Source organism: Paenarthrobacter histidinolovorans (assembly GCF_014647595.1).
Taxonomy (GTDB): domain Bacteria; phylum Actinomycetota; class Actinomycetes; order Actinomycetales; family Micrococcaceae; genus Arthrobacter; species Arthrobacter histidinolovorans.
This window is the reverse complement of the sequence record NZ_BMPM01000006.1, coordinates 276,720-293,493: the sequence shown is the minus strand read 5'-3', so window position 1 is coordinate 293,493 and position 16,774 is coordinate 276,720. Positions and strand designations below refer to the sequence as shown.

Sequence of the window (16,774 nt, the reverse complement as noted above, 5' to 3'; positions counted from 1 at the left end):
CTGCGGTGCCGACCAGTGCGACGGAGGCGAGGATTTTGCCGGAGGTGGTTTTGAGGCTGATGGCCATGGGGATCAGTGTCCTTTCGTGTGGCCACCGTGAGACCGGCCGGCCGTTTCCTCAGCCTGTATGGCTGACAAGAACGACTTTGCCGGGCCCGGATCAAGAACCAACCCTGCAAACCCACAACACTTCCTCAGGAAAACCTCAAGAAAACCGCAGCACAAACGGCGGGGCGAACTGAGCAGTTTTGGAGAAGCCCACGTGCCTGCTGCGCCGTAGCGTTGGGGTATCCGAAAAGATCCAATTGAGGAGAGATGGGCACATGGCTGGAACCACAACCGCGGGCAAGAGCAAGTCTTACGAGGGGTTCTCGGAGGATGAGCGCGCCGCCATGAAGGAGCGGGCGCAGGAGCTCAAAAAGTCTCCGCGCAAAAAAGCGGGCGCAGCTGACGGCGAGGCCGATGTATTGGCCAAAATCGCTGAGATGCCCCCTGCAGACAAGGCCATGGCGGAACGCCTGCACGCCATCGTCAAAGAGCATGCCCCCGGACTCAGCCCGAAGACCTGGTATGGAATGCCTGCCTACGCCAAGGACGGGAAGAACATCGTCTTCTTCAAGAGCGCAGACAAATTCAAGTCCCGGTACGCGACGCTCGGCTTTGAAGAGAACGCCAAGCTCGACGACGGGGCAATGTGGCCTACGTCGTTTGCCCTGACGGAGATCACGCCGGACGTGGAAGCCGCGATTGTTGGGCTCATCAAAAGGGCGCTCGGGTAGCGGGAGCTGCGGGGGCCGTCGGCCAGTCAGTAAGTCGGGTCCGGATTTGGGGTGGGAGGAACCGGGCCGGGGTCAGGGACCGGCGTTGGGCCTGGCGTCGGGTTGGGGTCCGGAATGGGGCTCGGCGGAAACGGCGTGGTGGGGTCCGGTGGCGGCGGTACGGGGCCGGGATCCGGAGGGAACGGCTCGGGCTCGTGGGTTGGGGGCAATGTCATGATCTCTCCTCTGCGTTCTGATGAATGGTGCTCGGGGTAGATAACAGCAGCCTAGACACGGGTGCTCCTGTGCGCCACCACCAGGAGGACAGTTTCCCAATTTTAGGTCATATGACCTAAAATCAGATTCATGATAGATCATCTCAAGCTCGATACCTCAGGTCCTGTGCTGATTGTTGGCGGTTACGGAACGGTCGGCGCAGCGCTCACACAGCACGCGGCCAAAGAATGGCCCCTCCTCCTCACCGGAAGGAATCCCGACCGCGGGAGCCATCTGGCCAGCGACAGAGTGGCCGTCCGCGCATGGGATCTCAACCAGCCCGAGCCCTTCGAAGCGGGCGTCCGGGCAGTGATCAGTACAGTCAATGACGCCGATGACAGGGTGCTTCGAGCAGCTGCAAGCGCCGGGATTCCGTACGTTGATGTCACCCGCTGGACCAGCCGGGTCACCCGGGCCATCACCCTTGCGACTCTGTTGCGGCCGACTGCGCCTGTGCTGCTCAGCTCGGGGTGGATGGGTGGCGTCACCAGCACAGTGGCGGCAGCCCTCGCCCAGGAAGTGGGCGAAGCGGCCGAGGTGGACATTTCCATCCGCTATGACACCAATGACCAAGCCGGAGCTGACTCGGTGGACTTCATGGACCGGCTGGGACTGGAGTTCGAGGCGCGGAAAGGCGGCAAGGCCGCCGTCGTACGTCCCTTAACTGACACCCGCTGGGTGGATATTGCCGGGCACCGCACCAAAGTCGCACGGCTTGACACCCCCGAGCAGTTCACGCTGCCGCTCACCTTGGGCGCCGGTTCAGTGGCCACGAGAATCGGGTTCAGTTCCAATACGTCGACGACGGCGTTGCTCGCCGCGCGTGCGGTGGGGCTGTTCCGCTGGGGAAGTGGAGAGAAATGGGCTCCGCTGCGACGGTCGCTTCTCTACTCGCCCGGGTCGGGCGGGACGGCGCATATCCGGGTGGAGGTCAGAGGTGCAGCCGGCACCAAAACGGCCACCATCACCGATCCGCTGGGCCAAGCGCACCTTACGGCGGCAGGTGGACTCCTGGGACTTCACACGGTGCTCAGCGGTGACGCCCAGCCCGGCGTTTCCTTTCCCGAATCAGCGCCTGATCCAGCGGAACAGCTCGCCAAACTCCAGTCATACGGTGTGACAATATTGAGGTCATGACCGAAAGCAAGGGCGCCCTGCGGAAGGCGGCCCTCCTGGATGCTGCTGAAGAAGTACTGGTCACCAAAGGCAATGCCAACGCTGCCATGCGGGACTTCGCAGCTGCCGCCGGGGTTCGTGTTGGACACTTGCAGCACTACTTTCCCACCAGGGCAGACCTCATTCGCGCTGTCCTGGAGCGAGCACTGGAGCGCTCACTCCAGAGACTCAACGACGTTACCGGCGTGGACCTCGCCCCGGAGGCCCAGGGCGGGCTCGGCATGGATGATTCACAGCGGCTCCTCAACGCATTGCTCCAGGAACACTCGGACATGGCCGACGTCAGGATGCACCTGGAAATCTGGGCCTTGGCTGCCTCGGATGACACGGCAGCCGAGGCCTTGAGGAGCTTCTACTTCCAATACGCCGCCCACGTGCAGGGCCTGGTCCGCAGAAGCAGGCCGGAGCTCCCGGAGCAGGAAGTCAACGCAGTGGCCGCCGCTGTTGTGAGCTTGTTCGAGGGCGCGGCCGTCACGCGTTCAGATATTGCGGGCCTTCGAACGGTGCCCGGTGACCAGGCAATTATCCGCACGGCGCAGTGGTTGATCCACGGGCAGTAGAGCCTGGTCCAGCCAGCCGGGCCGCCGCTGAACGGCACCGGAAAAGCCTTCCAAAAAAAGTTTGTACTCCTGCGTAACCCTTTGCCGTACTCCAACGATTACGTCTGTGAAAGGGCCGGGTTGGAATTTGTCCCCCATCATCTTCCAGCCCGGCTCTTCCATGTCCGGGAGTTCCTGCCGGTCGAGGGTTCGTCCTTTGGCAGGCCCGGCATAGCAGTTACTCTTGGTGGGGTCGTCCGTTGTTAAAGACGGATGATCAGGCTCCCAGCCTGGACCAGCCGCCGATCGAAAGTCCGAATTCTGTGACCGACGCATTGACCGACGAAGCGCTTCGCGCACTCCAAGGCAATAACGCGGAACTGTTCAGCGCCGTTTACCAAGCCTATGCGGGCCAGGTTCTCGGGTACTTGACGGCCAAGGGAGTCCCGGACCCGGAAGCCACCACACAGGATGTCTTCCTGGCTGTCCTTCCACGCCTGGACGAGATCGACGGAGGCGTGAACGGCCTGCGGACCTTTATCTTCTCGGTAGCCCACGCCCGGATGGTGGATGAGCACAGAAAAGAAAGCCGGGCACCGGACCAGCATGAGTTTGAGCCCGAGCGGGATGCGCGCGAATCGAGCTCAGCAGAGACCGAGGCCATGCTCCGGCTGGCCCCCTACGAGGTGATGGCGCTGCTGGAACATCTCGGCGAAGATCAGCGGGAGGTCTTGACGCTCCGCATCGTCGCAGGTCTCACGGTGGAGCAGGTTGCCGGAATCATGGGGAAAACCGCCGGTGCAGTGAAGCAGCTGCAGCGGCGGGCACTGATCGCACTCCGTGAGCATTCGGCAGTAAAGGAATACGTGTCGCCATGACATTCAAGGATTTGGACCGCGAGCGGGTCGTAGACGAGTTGCTTCTCGACGCCGGACTCTCCGACGCATCCGATGTTCGGCACACCCTTCTGGCCATGGGGCATCTCGCAGACGCAGCCGCCCCTGCGCCCGGCCCGGAGCTCGCTGCCATGCTGGCGGGACCACATGACGAGGTTTCCAAGCGGCGTTGGAGGCACAAGCACCGGACCGCAGTAGTGAGTGTCGCCGTGGTGGCAGCGATGGGACTTGGCGCCAGCGGCGTTGCAGCCTCGAGTTCAGGCTTTACGCGAAGCCCATCCTTTGAGGGTCTCCTGGACAGCTTCGCTCCGCACAGGGCTGCTGCAGCGCCAGTCCTGCCCGTTCCAGACGCCCCCAAGGTCAGCACTGTGCCCGCTCCGTCGGTTGATCCCGCAGCGATCCCGCAGCCTTTCCAGACGGTTCCGTCCGTCCCGGTTGCGGTGGTCCCCGTACCCGCGCAACAGGTGCCTGCAGCGTCGCCTCAACCGGCACAACAGGCACCGGCGCGAACCGCGCCCGCGGCCGCCTCCGGCGTCGTTCCTGCCGCCACCAACCCGCCGGCCACCCTACCTGCCAAAGCTGCCCCCGGAGCGATCCCTGCTGCGCCCACCACCCCGGCGCCCTTGCTGCAACCCGCTCCGTCCGGCCCAGGCAGCCGGCCTGGCAACGCCCTCTCCGCACTTTCTGAAAAGCAGGCTCTGGCGCAGCTCAAAGCCGCTGAAGAAAAGCTGAAGCAGTGGAGGAAACAGGTGGAACGGCAGGATCCGGGCCAGCCTCGGCCGTGATTGCCCGTGCAGGGACAGCAGTAGGCTTGGATCATGATGCACGTCAACGATCCCGCCGTCGTCGAGCGGTTGATGCGGACCAAAGGTACGTGGGCCATCGTCGGCCTCAGCAACAACGAATGGCGCTCAGCCTATGACGTCTCGCTTTACGTTCGGGACAAAATGGGCATGGAGATCATTCCCGTCAACCTCAAGGGCGAGGACGTGCACGGCGAAAAGGGCTACAAAAGCCTGGGGGACATTCCTCTCGACAAGCACCCCATCGACGTCGTGGATTGCTTCGTCAATTCCGAGCGCGTTGGGGCGGTCATTGACCAGGCGATCGCGGTGGGTGCCAAGGCGGTCTGGCTCCAGCTTGGAGTGTTTGACGACGACGCCACTCAACGCGCGCATGACGCTGGCCTGGACGTCGTGGTGAATTCATGTCCGGCCCGTGAAGGCTGGCATTACGGCTTGTGATTCACGGCCACTTTCTTCTGTTAGATTGCTGCTGACTCATCTCTTCAGCCCCGGGGGACGGCCATGTCTGGCGACCATTTTGCAATGCCATTTTCCATACCCAGCAGAAGGGCCGCCCTCAGCCTCTTAGGCGCCTCCATGGTGGCCGGCTTAACTGCCTGCACTGCCGCTGAAGGGGCAGAAAGTCCGACGCCGTCGCCAACGGACACGGCAGCCCCGGAAGCCGCCGCCTCGGCAACACCGACGCCGACCCCCACAGCAACCAAGCGGCTTCGCCGCACCTTCATTCCGGACTTCCAGCTGCCGCCGATCGTGGGCGGCCTCGCTCCGGTCATCACCAAGATCCCCACCAAGCACCCGATCGTTTTCCTGACCATCGACGACGGCAACATCAAAACCCCGGAATCGGTCAAACTCATGGCCGAATACGATTACCCGGCGTCCCTGTTCCTCACCCGGGACACAATCGCCGACAACCCGGCGTTCTTCAACGCCTTCAAAGCCCAGGGCAGCCTGGTGGAAAACCACACCGTGACGCACAACATCAACATGGTGCGCCAATGGGGATACCAGCAGCAGGTGAATGACATGGTGGGGATGCAGGAGTATGCGCTCCAGCATTACGGCCGCCGGCCTACTCTCTTCCGCCCGCCCGGTGGCGCCTATTCCAACGTGATGCGCCAGGCTGTTGCTGACGCCGGAATGAAGGCGATCGTTACCTGGGAAGCCAAGGCCAACGCCGGAAAGATGGACTACCAGGTGGGCAACTCTCTGCGCCCGGGTGACATCGTGCTGATGCATTTCAGGGCGGAGTTCGCCGCCGACCTGGGTGCTTTCCGGGCAGCACAGCTTGCAGCGGGGCTGGAAGTGGTCCTGCTGGAGGACTTCCTGGGCGTGGCGTAGCCGTACCTGTGGCGCTGAGGGGCCGGTAGGCTCGCTCCATGGATGTTTCCCAGCTCCGTGAGATCTGCCTTGGCTTTCCGGGCGCCTTTGAAGACTTCCCGTTCGGGCCCGAGACGTCGGTCTTCAAGGTTCGTGCCGCCGTCGCCGGTGGTGCCCGGCACGAAGCCAAGATGTTCGCGTTGTCCTCCATGGATCCGGACGACTGGTCCGTGAGCCTGAAGTGCGAGCCTGCGCTGGCCGAACAGCTCAGGGCCGCGCATCCGGAAATCACGGGGGCCTGGCACATGAACAAGACCCACTGGAACGGTGTCCGGCTGGATGGCGCGCTGCCTGATGGAATGGTCCGGGACATGGTGGAGGACTCCTACGACCTGGTGGTAGCCACGCTGAGCCGCAAGCAACAGGAGCAACTCGGCTGGGCCCGGCTGGCGCGCCCGCAGGGCGACTGAGACACCCCTCCCCATGGCGCTGACATCGGACTAGATTGATAGTGCATACCAGGGGAGCCCAGCTCATGGGCTGGTCAGGAGCGGTTTGATGCTGGATCGGAAAATACAGGCCCGTCTGTGGAACGTCCCACGAGCGCGCTGAGCCGGTGAACCGATGCGAAGAGCCTACGGATATGCCCCTGCTGCACTGGATGATCGAACCACGCGGCGGATGATTGCTTTGCGCATTGGCCCCGGAGTGTTTCTGTGCAGTAAAAACTGCCTCACAGACCCCGTCCCTGAGTCCCGGATGGACGGGAATTGGCCGGAACTACGGGGAACTGAGCATCCTGGAGGTGTGGATCGCCGGTCCCTGACGGGCTGCGGAAAGACCCTCGCGGAGGGGCCGTGAAAAGATCACGCTTTGACAAATGTTGATCGAAACTGCGGAGAAATATTGATTTTCGATCATTCGTGGTGAAGTATGTCACACGAAGGTTGGTGCTGCCAGAGCGTCAGCCCAGACTGTCCGACTGGACGGCGCCAGACGCCGGAGTCGGCCTTACGAGTCACAAAAGGGGTATTGAAATGACCATTCAGCACCAGTCCGTCGGTCGCCGTGGATTCCTGCGCGGAGCACTCGCAGCAGCCGTACTCGTGCCCATGGGGGGAACCATTGCATCCTGCGCTGCCGGTGGAGGCAGCACATCCACCGGCCCCACCGGCACCGTCTCCGATACCAACCCGTTCGGAATGGCAGACAAGGCCACCCTCGACGCCGTGATCTTCAAGGGCGGCTACGGTATTGATTACGTGGACTTCGCCGGCAAGATCTTTGAAAAGACGCACGAGGGCTCCACCGCAAAGATCGCCCCTTCCACGGACATCGCCCAGGAACTGCAGCCCCGCTTCGTCGGTGGCAACCCGCCGGACCTGATCGACAACTCCGGCGCCAAGGCAATCGGATTCAGCACCATCCTGGCCCAGCTTGAGGACCTCACCCCCGTGGTGGAGGCCAAGAACCTCGAGGGCAAGGTCATCAAGGACACTCTGTACACGGGCGTCCTTGCTCCGGGCACTTTCGATGGCAAGCTTGCCGCCCTGAACTACGTGCTGACCGTCTACGCCGTCTGGTATTCAGACTCCCTGCTCAAGGAAAACGGCTGGACCGTTCCCAAGACGTGGGACGAAATGTATGCCCTGGGTGAGCAGGCAAAAGCCAAGGGCAAGTACCTGTTCGTGTGGGGCAAGGAAGCCGCAACGTACTACCAGGAACTCGCCATCGCGTCAGCCATCAAGGAAGGCGGGGACGAGGTCCGCCTGGCGCTGGAAAACCTCAAGGAAGGTTGCTGGTCGCACCCGGCCATCCAGTCCGTTTTCACCGCGCTGGACAAGATCGTCAAGGCCGGCTTCTTCAAGCCGGGCGGCTCGGGTACGCAGTTCACGGCCGCCCAGGCACAGTGGAGCAACGCCCAGGAGGCTGTGTTCTACCCGTCGGGTTCGTGGATCGAGAACGAAATGAAGGACCAGACGAAGGCCGGCTTCAACATGATGGGAGCCCCGGCGCCGTCGGTCAGTGCCAGCCCCAAGATGCCGTACACCGCCATCCACAGCGCAGCCGGCGAGCCCTACATGGTGCCTTCCCAGGGCAAGAACGCAGCCGGTGGCAAGGAGATGCTCCGGATCATGCTGTCCAAGGAAGCTGCCACCAACTTCGCCAAGACCAAGTTGGCTCCGACCATCGTCAAGGACACCGTTCCCGCTGATGGCTTCGGTTCCACTGCTCTGGTTTCCCAGACGAAGATGCTCGGCGATGCGGGCGAAAAGGTCTACACCTGGAACTTCATCGACCTCTACGGAACCAACAAGGACCAGCTCGTTGTCTGGAACACCTTCCTGGACGGCAAGTCGGACGTTGCAACCCTGACCTCCGCACTCCAGAACATCACCGACAAGGTCCGCAACGACAGCTCGGTCAAGAAGATCGAAGTGAAGTGACCGTAGTGAAAACACAGCAGAGCCGGAACGACGACGGCCTGGCCGCCGTCGTTCCGGCCGCAGCTCCACAGCAACTGGTCAAGCGGCGGCGCAAGCCGCTGACATGGGACAAAGTCAGCTTCTTCGCGGTGTTCCTCGGGCTGCCGCTCGCGATTTACCTGCTGTTCGTGATCTGGCCGTTCATCCAGGCATTTGGCTACTCGCTGACGGACTGGTCCGGTTTCTCGCCCACGCAGAACTTCATTGGCCTGGAGAACTACGCCAAGATCTTCACGGACGACATCTTCATGAAGGCCATGGGGAACAACATCCTCCTGGTCATTTTCCTTCCGATCATTACCATCATCCTGAGCCTGGTACTGGCTTCCCTGGTGACAGTGGGCGGAAGCAGCAAGGGGCAGATCAAGGGCCTGCGGAACTCCAGCTTCTACCGGGTTGTGTCATTCTTCCCTTACACGATTCCCGCCATTGCCATCGGCATCATGTGGGGGCAGATCTACGATCCTTCGGGCGGTCTCCTGAACGGCCTCCTCACGGGGCTGGGCCTGGACCAGTTCAAGGACTTTGCCTGGCTGGGCAACAAGGACACTGCCATGATCGCCACGATGTTCGTGATCGTCTGGGGCTTCGTCGGCTTCTACATGGTCCTGTTCGTCGCCGGCATCAAGGGCATTCCGGCTGAACTTTTTGAAGCCGCAAGGATCGACGGCGCGGGTCGCTTCCGTACCGCTGTATCCATCACCATTCCGTTGATCCGCGACAACATCCAGACTGCCTACATCTACATGGGCATCCTGGCCTTGGATGCCTTCGTTTACATGGCCGCATTGAACTCCGGCGGTGGTCCGGACAACTCCACGCTGGTCATGGCGCAGCAGTTGTTCTTCACGGCCTTCAGCAAGGGACAGTTCGGCCTCGCCAGCGCCATGGGTGTTGTGCTGGCCGTTGCAACGCTGATCTTCTCCGGATTGGTCTTCGTGGTCAACCGGCTCACCGGCGGCGATAAGGATGTGAGCCTGTAATGACAACAAAAGTTTCAAGTCCGGAAATGAAGTCCCTGCACTTCCAGCCGCGGACCCCGGCAACATCCACGTCCGACAAAGTGGTGGCAGCGGTCTCGCACACCGCCCTGACCATTTGGACGCTCATCGTCATCCTGCCGTTGCTATGGACGGTGATGTCGTCGTTCAAGACGTCCAGCGAGATCTTTGCCTCGCCGTTCGCCTTGCCGTCCCAATGGAACCTGGACAACTACACCAAGGCGTGGAGTGAAGCAGGCATCGGAGCTGCGTTCCTGAACTCCGTGCTGGTGGTGGCTGTTGCCTTGGTGATCGTCATGGTACTTGGCGCCATGTGTGCCTACGTTCTTGCCCGTTACACCTTCCCGGGCAGCCGGGCCATCTACTACCTGATGCTCGCGGGTCTGACGTTCCCGATCTTCCTGGCCATGGTTCCGTTGTTCTTCGTCCTGAAGAACATGGGACTGCTGAACACGCTGCCCGGACTGATTCTGGTCTACGTTGGCTTCGCGCTTCCGTTCACGGTGTTCTTCCTCTTCTCCTTCTTCAAGTCGCTGCCGCACGAAATCACTGAGGCAGCAGCCCTTGACGGTGCAGGGGAGTGGCGGACGTTCTTCCAGGTCATGTTGCCGATGGCCAAGCCGGGCCTTGCCTCAGTTGCCATCTTCAACTTCCTGGGCCTGTGGAACCAGTTCCTTATTCCGGTGTCCATCAACGCCGCCGGGCCCCGCGTCCTGTCGCAGGAACTCGCGGCCTTTGCCGGCCAGATGGGCTACGCGGTGGACTTCGGGGCGCTGTTCGCCGCGGTGACCGTCACCGTGGTTCCGGTGCTGATTGTCTACATCATCTTCCAGCGCCAGCTGCAGGGGTCCGTCTCACAAGGCACCTCCAAGTAGCACAACTGCGCTAAAAACAGCGCGCGACGGCGGTCCCCACCTTGAGGTGCGGGCCGCCGTCGGGTTTTAAGTCTGAAAGACTGGAACGGATCTGTAATGCAACGAAAGGCAGCAGCCCGTGATCTTTATTGTGGTCAAGTTCAACGTCAAGCCAGATTGGTCCGATCGCTGGCTGGACCTCGTAGGTGATTTCACCGAGGCAACCCGTGCAGAGCCGGGCAACCTGTGGTTCGACTGGTCCCGCAGCGTGGACAACCCCAACGAGTTCGTCCTGGTGGAAGCATTCCAGGACGATGCTGCTGAGGCCCACGTCAACAGCGAACACTTCAAGAAAGCCATGGCGGATATGCCGAAGGCGCTCGTGGAGACGCCCCACATCATCAGCCGCCAGTTCGAAGGCAGCGGCTGGGACCGCATGGGCGAACTGACCATCGCCTAGCCGGAGGGCAGAGGTGGTGCCCGGCTCAAACGAGCCGGGCACTACCTGTTTAACTTCTCAGAACATCCACGGGATCTCTGCGTGACCGAAGTCGGAGAAGGACCCGAACCGTCCGGCCTTGAACGCGAGCACCTCGCCGTCCCGGTCCCGGCACGTGGTGACCTGGCCGAAGAAGACCTGGTGGTCGCCGACGTCGTACTGCTGTACTACGGTGCAGTCCGCCTGCGCGAGGGCGCCCTTGATCACCGGAAGGCCGCTGTCCGTGATGTCGAAGTCTCCGTCACCGAACCGGTCGCCGCCGCGTACCGCGAACCGCCGGGCCACCGATTCCTGTTTGGCGCCGAGGATGGATACCGCGAACTTGCCGCTCTCCATCAGGGCCTCACCGGTCCGGGTGCCGAAGTTCAGCGAGATCATCAGGATGGGAGGTTCCAGGCTGATGGACGTCAGCGAACTGATGGTCATCCCGTATTGCTCGTCCTGGTGCTGGGTGGTGACCACGGCAACGCCTGTGAGGAAGCGGCCCATGGCTCGGCGCATCCCCATGGCATCGGGGATGGTGAAGGCTGGTGCCAGGCTCATGTCAGTTGCTCCGCTCAGTTTGTGCCGGATCCGTGTAGTACCGGACCTCGAACATTTTGGCCCCGTTTTCGGAGACCCACGGGCCGTGTTCCATGCCCGGCGGGCGGGTTGCCCAGTCGCCGGCCTTGAAGGTCTTGCCCAGCCGCTGGTCCACGAACGAGCCCTCGAAAATGAACACTTCCTCCCAGAAGTCATGCGTCAGGACGCCGTTGGGGGATGTGTCCGTGCCCGGCTCGAACTTGAGGATGCGGGTGACGGAGTCGTTGTCCGAATCCCGGGCCAGGATTGCTTCGGACAGTCCCTCAATATGCGGGTTGCAGGGTGCGAAATCCACGGAGTCCGTGGGCGTGAACTCGAATTCCGGCTTGGCCATGGTCAGATTCCTTCCGATTCGGTGCTGCCGTCGATGCCGTAGGAACCAAGGAAGGTGTCCAGCTCGGCGACCAAGGCGTCGTAGCCGTAGTTCCGGTAGGTGTACGCACCCCGGACCACGAACGGGGCGCCGGCGTAGAACATCTCATACTGCTGGTGGCGTCCGGCGAACTCGGAGCCGATGATGTCCCAGGCGAGCTTGAACAGCTTGACGCGTTCCTCGCTGGTGACGCCGGGGGACTGGACATAGCGTTCCATGTCCGGCCGGGTCACGCTGCTGGTCATGTCCGCGACGCTGGAGGGCAACTGCAACACGCCGCCGCCAACGAGGTCGCGCAGGATGGAAATAACGCGAGGGTAGGTCTCCGATTGCAGGCCCATGGCCCCGTACAGCGCGCTTTTCCCGGGAACGCGCATGCCGGCGTCGTCCGTTGTCGCGGTGTATTCGGCGGCGAGGACTGCCGACTCAACGGACTGGACGATCGCGGCCAGCTCGCCGAGCTTCTCCTGGACGCCCGGGATCTTGTCTGTGCCATTGACCTGCGTGACCTTGCGGGCAACGGAGGCGATGAACTTCAGCTTGGTGGAGAAGCGGATCTGCGCCTGCCAGTTGCCCAGGGCATGGGCGCCGGTCTCGAAGAACTGGCGGCGCAGGGTGTCGATGTTCCGGTTGATGAATACGCGGTCCCACGGGATGAGGACGTCGTCAAAGACCACCAGGGCGTCCGGCTCGTCGTAGTGGCTGGTCAGCGGGTAGTCGAAGTCGCTGGTGGCGGCGGGGGCGAACGGGCGGCGGCAGTACAGCTTGAGGCCGTCGGTGGCCACCGGGATGGCGAAGCTGACCGCGAAGTCAACGTCGTCCGGTCCGAGCGGCTTGATGCAGGTGACGAAGACTTCGTCGGCAATGGCAGCGCCCGTGGCGAGCATCTGCGAACCGCGGACAATGATGCCCTCCTCGGTTTCACGCACGACGCCGACCTGCAGGTATTCGCCTTCCCACCCCGACGCTGTGGTAGCGCGGGAAACCTGCGGCGGGATGATCGCGTAGGAGAGGTAAAGGTTCTCGGAGAGGATTTTCTTGTAGTAGCGCTCCACGTTGCCGGCGAAGTCCCGCGTTTCATCCGCGAACACTGCCGGGTGGGAGCCGAACGCGGCGAAGAACGTACCTACGTGGTCGGGGCTCCGGCCCACCCAGCCGTGGGTGTGCTTTGCCCACTTTTCGATGGCCTGACGACGCAGCACCAGCTCTTCCTGCGTACGTGGAGCGGCGAATGTCCTGTTGGCGGGACCGTCGATTTCTTCGGAATGGAACTGCATGCCGTTAGCGGGATCGGCTGCGATGTCGAACAGCTCGGACATGGTCCGGGCGACCTTCGCGAAGGCCGGGTGTTCCAGGACGTTGCCCACTACCTCGCCGTCGAGGATCACTGTCCGGCCGTCGTTCAGGGACTTCAGGTACTCTTTTCCGGTCCTCATCAGAGTGAGCCTTTCTTGATTTTGTAGTTATGTTCAATGGTGGTCCCATTCGGGAATGAGAGCTCCAACTTCCAGGAAGTTCCGTCGACGAACTTTCCGTTCAGCAGCGGCAAGGTGCCGCCGAGGCACATGAAGTCGGCGTCGCCGATGTCTGTCCGCGCCAGGAGCCGCTCGACGACGTCGGCCGGCTTGCGCAGGCCGCTCAACGAACCTTCCTGGTACAGGGTGCCGTCCACCCACGAGCGGGCGGTGCAGTTGTCGAGGTCCAGGGCCTCCAGGTTTTCGACGGCGATGACCTCACCGGCGACCGGCTTGGGGCACGCCCGCTTGGAATCGCCGATGTCCTGGGCTTCGATGTCACGGTCGGTGTGGTCCGATCCGATCCCGAGGTAGAACTTGCCGTCGTGGCGGATGTACAGCGGTTCGATCTCGCCGGAGGTCAGGTTCTCCGAGGTCTCATGCTCGCCTGAGGTTTCGAACAGGTCCGAATCCATGCGGTAGAACATGGGAACTTCCGGTGGAGGAGCTACCCCGATGGCCGCCAGCTCGTCGATGTGGTGCTGCACTGCTTTCGGATCGCGGCCCGTATAGCCGGCCACCACTGCGTGGAAGTCCGAGAGTGTGATCGTGCTGTCTGTTCCGGCGGTTTTTTCGGGGCCCACCACCCTGAAGGTGAGGGGGACTGGCCGGGTTGTTTGCTGTGTTTGCATTGGGTTTCCTCTAGACGGTCAAGGTTTCGTAGCTGGCCAAGCGGTCATTGATCACTGGGAACTCGTTGCGGACAATCCCCACTTGCTGCGGATCGATGTCCACCATGAGCACGGACTCCCCGGAGTCGGCCTCGGCCAGCACGTTGCCGGCCGGATCCACCACCCTGCTGTGACCGCCGAGCTCCACGCCTTCCTGGGTGCCTGCGGCGTTGCAGGCAATCACGAAGATCTGGTGCTCCAGGGCGCGGGCGGTGGTGAGGAGGCGCCAGTGTTCGCGCCGGGCTGCCGGCCAGGCCGCAGGGACGATCACGACTTCCGCGCCGCGGGTGCTGAGCTCCATCCACAACCCCGGGAAACGGAGGTCGTAGCACGTGATTCCTGCCGTGGCCCCGAACGGAAGCTGGACCACGGGCAAGGCGGCCCCGGCTGTCAGGAGACTGGCCTCCTTGGACTTGTAGCCAAAAACGTGGATCTTGCGGTAGGTGTGGACCACGCTGCCGTCCGGGCCCAGCAGGATGGAGGTATTGCTGAGCTGCCCGTCCTCGCCGGCCTCGATGATGCTTCCGAGGTGGAGGTGCACGCCCAAGTCTTTGGCCACCCGTGAGCACATCGAAACGGTGGGGCCGGACAGTGTCTCTGCCAGGGTCGCGTAGTCATCGAAGTGGAAGTAGCCTGCACTCCACAGTTCCGGCAGGACGATCAGCTCAGCACCGTTGATGCTCCGGAGGATCTTCTCGACCCGGTCGATACGGTCCTCGCGGCTTTCGGTGTCCGGGCTGGCCACTTGGACCAGTGCGATTTTCATGCTTGTTCCTTGTCTGTGCTGGCCGGGCCACTTGCCGGCTCGTCCAAATCACTGAGCTTGAGGCCCTTGGTTTCCTTGGCGAACATCACCGAGACCATGGAGATCAGGCCCATTCCTGCCAGGTAGATGCCGATCGCATAGCCGGTGCCGAAGGCGCTGTAGAGGGCCAGAGCGATGATGGGAGACAGTGAGCCGGCGATCAGCGAAGCCAGGTTGTAGGCCACGGAGGTGCCGCTGTACCGGACATCGGTGGGGAAGAGTTCCGAGAAGAAGGCGCCGATCACCGAGCTGTATGCGGCGAAGATCAACAGGCCGCCTACCGCCGCGGCGATGATGCCCCACATCTGTCCGGTGTTGAGCAAGGCGAAGAAGGCGAATGCCCACACCACGGTGGCGATCGAAGCCCCGATCATGATGGGTTTCCGGCCCACCCGGTCCGCGTAGATGGCCAGGACAGGTATAGCGACGACGGCCACTCCCTGCCCGATCATGACGGCGGTGAGTCCAGCCTGCCTTTGCAGCCCCATGATCTGGGTGACGTAAGTGATGATGAACAGCGAGTAGATGTAGAAGCCCGCGTTCTCGCCCATGCGGCTTCCGGTGGCGATGAGGATTTCGCGCCAGTTCCGGCGGAACAGGATGGCCAAGGGCAGCTTGCGTTCGGACACGCCCAGGCTCTCGCGCTTCCGCTGCGCTTCCTTGAACAGCGGTGTTTCCTGTACATACAGGCGGAGGATGAGGCCGATGATGACCAGCAGCGCCGACAGTCCGAATGCTATGCGCCAGCCCCAGGCCAGGAATTCGCTCTCCGGCAGGGTGGCCGCGAGGATGGCCAGCACGCCGGCTGCCATGAGGTTGCCCAAGGGCGGGCCCATGTTCGGCCAGGAGGACCAGAACGCGCGGCGGGAGCTGTCGTTGCTATGCTCGGAGACAAGAAGGACGGCGCCGCCCCATTCTCCTCCGAGCGCGAATCCTTGAATCAGCCGCAGCAACAGGAGCAGCAACGGTGCTGCTATGCCGATGGCGGCGTAGGAGGGGATGAAGGCGATGAGGGTGGTTGCGACGCCCATGAGCATGAGGCTGGCCACCAAGGTGGCACGGCGGCCGTGTTTGTCGCCAAGGTGCCCCAGGACAATCGCGCCGAGGGGCCGGGCGAGGAAGCCGGCGGCGAAGGTGCCCAGCGCCAGCATGGTGCCGACGAGGGGATCGTCGGTGGGGAAGAAGAGCTTGTTGAATACCAGCGCAGCGGCTGTGCCGTAGAGGAAGAAGTCGTACCATTCCACTGCCGTACCGGCGAGGCTCGAAGCAGCAACCACGGGCAAGCTGGAGTGCTTTTGTTGCTTTAGCTCGGCTTTCTTCAAATCGGTCATTTGCGGGGATCCTTTTGCGATTGGGAGCGGCCGGGCTTCTTGCGAGGCGGGCCGGGGTCCCAAGAAATTGAGGGGTTCCTGGGGGTGAGCGGAATCACTTGAGCCGCCACTGTGAACTACTGTAGACGGGTTGTATACAACCTGTCTATAGTTGGGATTAAAGTTTCTTCCAGACGTCCGGGACCCTCCTGAATGCAACTCGTATACTGGGCTTCGCGAGAAAGGCTCTCCATGATCCAGATGACTCCCACTGCGCAATCCCAGCCCGAAGTGGCTTATCAGTGGATGAAAAGCTACATCGCTGCCCTCCCCAGGGAGGAGGAAACGTTCCTCAACGAAGCAGTCCTCGCCAAGACCACGGGCACGTCACGTACGCCGGTACGGGAGGCCCTGCTGCGCCTCGAAGCGGAAGGCTTCGTCAAGCGGATCCCCCACAAGGGCGCGTTTGTGCCACCAATCTCCGACCCCGATGTCCGGGCCATCCTGCAGGCAAGGGCGGTAGTGGAAAAGTGGGCGGTCTCAGCTCTGGACACCATGGCCGAAGGCCAGATTGACGCCTTCCAGAGCGTCATAGACCAGCAGCGGGAAGCCAAGGAGGATCCCGCGCGCTTCATTGAGCTGGATACCGAGTTCCATACGCTCATGGTTCAGGCCGGCGGAAATCCCGTCCTTACCGACTTCTACGCCTCGCTGCGGCAAAAGCAGCTGAGAATCGGAGTCAAAGCAGTCTCCCGCGGATCGGATCGAGCCGGTGATGTGCTCCGTGAGCACCAGTTGATCGTGGACGCCCTGCGCACCCGAAGCCTGGAAGCGGCCCACCAAGCCATAGATGCTCACTTGGACTCCACCCGATGGGCCGTCATCGGCTACTAGCAACGCGGGGTCAC

General features: G+C 62.3%; 19 protein-coding genes. 13 read left to right on the top strand and 6 right to left on the bottom strand.

Annotated elements, in window-relative coordinates; genetic code table 11:
- The first annotated feature begins 323 nt into the window (after window positions 1-323).
- The 12 genes from IEY62_RS15725 to IEY62_RS15670 all read left to right on the top strand — a co-directional run bounded on the left by IEY62_RS15725 (window position 324) and on the right by IEY62_RS15670 (window position 10,572).
- The gene (locus tag IEY62_RS15725; protein ID WP_189019491.1) at window positions 324-779 is read left to right on the top strand and encodes an iron chaperone; all 456 of its coding nucleotides are present in this window, start codon (window positions 324-326) and stop codon (window positions 777-779) included.
- Window positions 780-1,124: 345 nt separating this feature from the next.
- Entirely contained in the window at window positions 1,125-2,171 is a 1,047-nt protein-coding gene (locus IEY62_RS15720; protein ID WP_189019489.1) for a saccharopine dehydrogenase family protein, read from the top strand.
- On the top strand, window positions 2,168-2,770 hold the full coding sequence (locus IEY62_RS15715; RefSeq protein WP_189019487.1) for a TetR/AcrR family transcriptional regulator: 603 nt from the start codon (window positions 2,168-2,170) through the stop codon (window positions 2,768-2,770). Before IEY62_RS15720 ends, IEY62_RS15715 begins: the two co-directional genes overlap by 4 nt.
- 302 nt (window positions 2,771-3,072) lie before the next feature.
- Window positions 3,073-3,627 (top strand): RNA polymerase sigma factor, encoded by a 555-nt coding sequence (locus tag IEY62_RS15710; protein ID WP_189019485.1) that lies wholly within the window; start codon window positions 3,073-3,075, stop codon window positions 3,625-3,627.
- On the top strand, window positions 3,624-4,430 hold the full coding sequence (locus IEY62_RS15705; RefSeq protein ID WP_189019483.1) for a hypothetical protein: 807 nt from the start codon (window positions 3,624-3,626) through the stop codon (window positions 4,428-4,430). Before IEY62_RS15710 ends, IEY62_RS15705 begins: the two co-directional genes overlap by 4 nt.
- 33 nt (window positions 4,431-4,463) lie before the next feature.
- The gene (locus tag IEY62_RS15700; protein WP_189019480.1) at window positions 4,464-4,889 is read left to right on the top strand and encodes a CoA-binding protein; all 426 of its coding nucleotides are present in this window, start codon (window positions 4,464-4,466) and stop codon (window positions 4,887-4,889) included.
- 84 nt (window positions 4,890-4,973) lie between these two features.
- Complete coding sequence (locus IEY62_RS15695; RefSeq protein WP_229785358.1) at window positions 4,974-5,792, top strand: polysaccharide deacetylase family protein; 819 nt, start codon at window positions 4,974-4,976, stop codon at window positions 5,790-5,792.
- 38 nt (window positions 5,793-5,830) lie between these two features.
- Complete coding sequence (locus IEY62_RS15690) at window positions 5,831-6,241, top strand: MmcQ/YjbR family DNA-binding protein (RefSeq protein WP_189019476.1); 411 nt, start codon at window positions 5,831-5,833, stop codon at window positions 6,239-6,241.
- A gap of 567 nt (window positions 6,242-6,808) precedes the next feature.
- The gene (gene ngcE / locus IEY62_RS15685; protein ID WP_189019473.1) at window positions 6,809-8,218 is read left to right on the top strand and encodes an N-acetylglucosamine/diacetylchitobiose ABC transporter substrate-binding protein; all 1,410 of its coding nucleotides are present in this window, start codon (window positions 6,809-6,811) and stop codon (window positions 8,216-8,218) included.
- Between the two features lie 5 nt (window positions 8,219-8,223).
- On the top strand, window positions 8,224-9,240 hold the full coding sequence (locus tag IEY62_RS15680) for a carbohydrate ABC transporter permease (RefSeq protein WP_229785356.1): 1,017 nt from the start codon (window positions 8,224-8,226) through the stop codon (window positions 9,238-9,240).
- A complete protein-coding gene (locus IEY62_RS15675; RefSeq protein ID WP_189019469.1) occupies window positions 9,240-10,133 on the top strand; it encodes a carbohydrate ABC transporter permease in 894 nt (297 codons plus the stop codon). The genes IEY62_RS15680 and IEY62_RS15675 overlap by 1 nt, the downstream gene beginning before the upstream one ends.
- Window positions 10,134-10,251: 118 nt before the next feature.
- Window positions 10,252-10,572 (top strand): putative quinol monooxygenase, encoded by a 321-nt coding sequence (locus IEY62_RS15670; protein WP_189019467.1) that lies wholly within the window; start codon window positions 10,252-10,254, stop codon window positions 10,570-10,572.
- A gap of 57 nt (window positions 10,573-10,629) precedes the next feature.
- On the opposite strand, the gene IEY62_RS15665 is transcribed toward IEY62_RS15670, so the two are convergent.
- The 6 genes from IEY62_RS15665 to IEY62_RS15640 are packed head-to-tail and all read right to left on the bottom strand — an operon-like array spanning window position 10,630 to window position 15,887.
- Window positions 10,630-11,154, bottom strand: a complete 525-nt coding sequence (locus IEY62_RS15665) for a flavin reductase family protein (RefSeq protein ID WP_105693877.1) — start codon at window positions 11,152-11,154, stop codon at window positions 10,630-10,632.
- A gap of 1 nt (window position 11,155) precedes the next feature.
- Window positions 11,156-11,527: a cupin domain-containing protein gene (locus tag IEY62_RS15660; RefSeq protein ID WP_189019465.1), complete on the bottom strand. Its 372-nt coding sequence runs from the start codon at window positions 11,525-11,527 to the stop codon at window positions 11,156-11,158.
- 2 nt (window positions 11,528-11,529) lie between these two features.
- Window positions 11,530-13,002 carry a 4-hydroxyphenylacetate 3-hydroxylase family protein gene (locus IEY62_RS15655; RefSeq protein ID WP_189019462.1) on the bottom strand — a complete coding sequence of 491 codons (1,473 nt, stop codon included), beginning with the start codon at window positions 13,000-13,002 and terminating at the stop codon, window positions 11,530-11,532.
- Window positions 13,002-13,712, bottom strand: coding sequence for a DUF2848 family protein (locus IEY62_RS15650; RefSeq protein ID WP_189019460.1), 711 nt, complete (start codon window positions 13,710-13,712; stop codon window positions 13,002-13,004). Before IEY62_RS15650 ends, IEY62_RS15655 begins: the two co-directional genes overlap by 1 nt.
- Before the next feature lie 10 nt (window positions 13,713-13,722).
- Window positions 13,723-14,517 (bottom strand): carbon-nitrogen family hydrolase, encoded by a 795-nt coding sequence (locus tag IEY62_RS15645; RefSeq protein ID WP_189019458.1) that lies wholly within the window; start codon window positions 14,515-14,517, stop codon window positions 13,723-13,725.
- Complete coding sequence (locus IEY62_RS15640) at window positions 14,514-15,887, bottom strand: MFS transporter (protein WP_189019456.1); 1,374 nt, start codon at window positions 15,885-15,887, stop codon at window positions 14,514-14,516. The genes IEY62_RS15645 and IEY62_RS15640 overlap by 4 nt, the downstream gene beginning before the upstream one ends.
- 231 nt (window positions 15,888-16,118) lie before the next feature.
- Between IEY62_RS15640 and IEY62_RS15635 the strand changes: the two genes are divergently transcribed.
- Window positions 16,119-16,760, top strand: coding sequence for a GntR family transcriptional regulator (locus IEY62_RS15635; protein ID WP_189019454.1), 642 nt, complete (start codon window positions 16,119-16,121; stop codon window positions 16,758-16,760).
- Window positions 16,761-16,774 lie beyond the last annotated feature (14 nt).

Coding starts and splice junctions, on each gene's coding strand:
- IEY62_RS15725 (WP_189019491.1), top strand. CDS start 324: ATGGCTGGAACCACAACCGCGGGCAAGAGCAAGTCTTACGAGGGGTTC.
- IEY62_RS15720 (WP_189019489.1), top strand. CDS start 1,125: ATGATAGATCATCTCAAGCTCGATACCTCAGGTCCTGTGCTGATTGTT.
- IEY62_RS15715 (WP_189019487.1), top strand. CDS start 2,168: ATGACCGAAAGCAAGGGCGCCCTGCGGAAGGCGGCCCTCCTGGATGCT.
- IEY62_RS15705 (WP_189019483.1), top strand. CDS start 3,624: ATGACATTCAAGGATTTGGACCGCGAGCGGGTCGTAGACGAGTTGCTT.
- IEY62_RS15700 (WP_189019480.1), top strand. CDS start 4,464: ATGATGCACGTCAACGATCCCGCCGTCGTCGAGCGGTTGATGCGGACC.
- IEY62_RS15695 (WP_229785358.1), top strand. CDS start 4,974: ATGCCATTTTCCATACCCAGCAGAAGGGCCGCCCTCAGCCTCTTAGGC.
- IEY62_RS15690 (WP_189019476.1), top strand. CDS start 5,831: ATGGATGTTTCCCAGCTCCGTGAGATCTGCCTTGGCTTTCCGGGCGCC.
- ngcE (WP_189019473.1), top strand. CDS start 6,809: ATGACCATTCAGCACCAGTCCGTCGGTCGCCGTGGATTCCTGCGCGGA.
- IEY62_RS15675 (WP_189019469.1), top strand. CDS start 9,240: ATGACAACAAAAGTTTCAAGTCCGGAAATGAAGTCCCTGCACTTCCAG.
- IEY62_RS15665 (WP_105693877.1), bottom strand. CDS start 11,154: ATGAGCCTGGCACCAGCCTTCACCATCCCCGATGCCATGGGGATGCGC.
- IEY62_RS15660 (WP_189019465.1), bottom strand. CDS start 11,527: ATGGCCAAGCCGGAATTCGAGTTCACGCCCACGGACTCCGTGGATTTC.
- IEY62_RS15655 (WP_189019462.1), bottom strand. CDS start 13,002: ATGAGGACCGGAAAAGAGTACCTGAAGTCCCTGAACGACGGCCGGACA.
- IEY62_RS15650 (WP_189019460.1), bottom strand. CDS start 13,712: ATGCAAACACAGCAAACAACCCGGCCAGTCCCCCTCACCTTCAGGGTG.
- IEY62_RS15645 (WP_189019458.1), bottom strand. CDS start 14,517: ATGAAAATCGCACTGGTCCAAGTGGCCAGCCCGGACACCGAAAGCCGC.
- IEY62_RS15640 (WP_189019456.1), bottom strand. CDS start 15,887: ATGACCGATTTGAAGAAAGCCGAGCTAAAGCAACAAAAGCACTCCAGC.
- IEY62_RS15635 (WP_189019454.1), top strand. CDS start 16,119: ATGATCCAGATGACTCCCACTGCGCAATCCCAGCCCGAAGTGGCTTAT.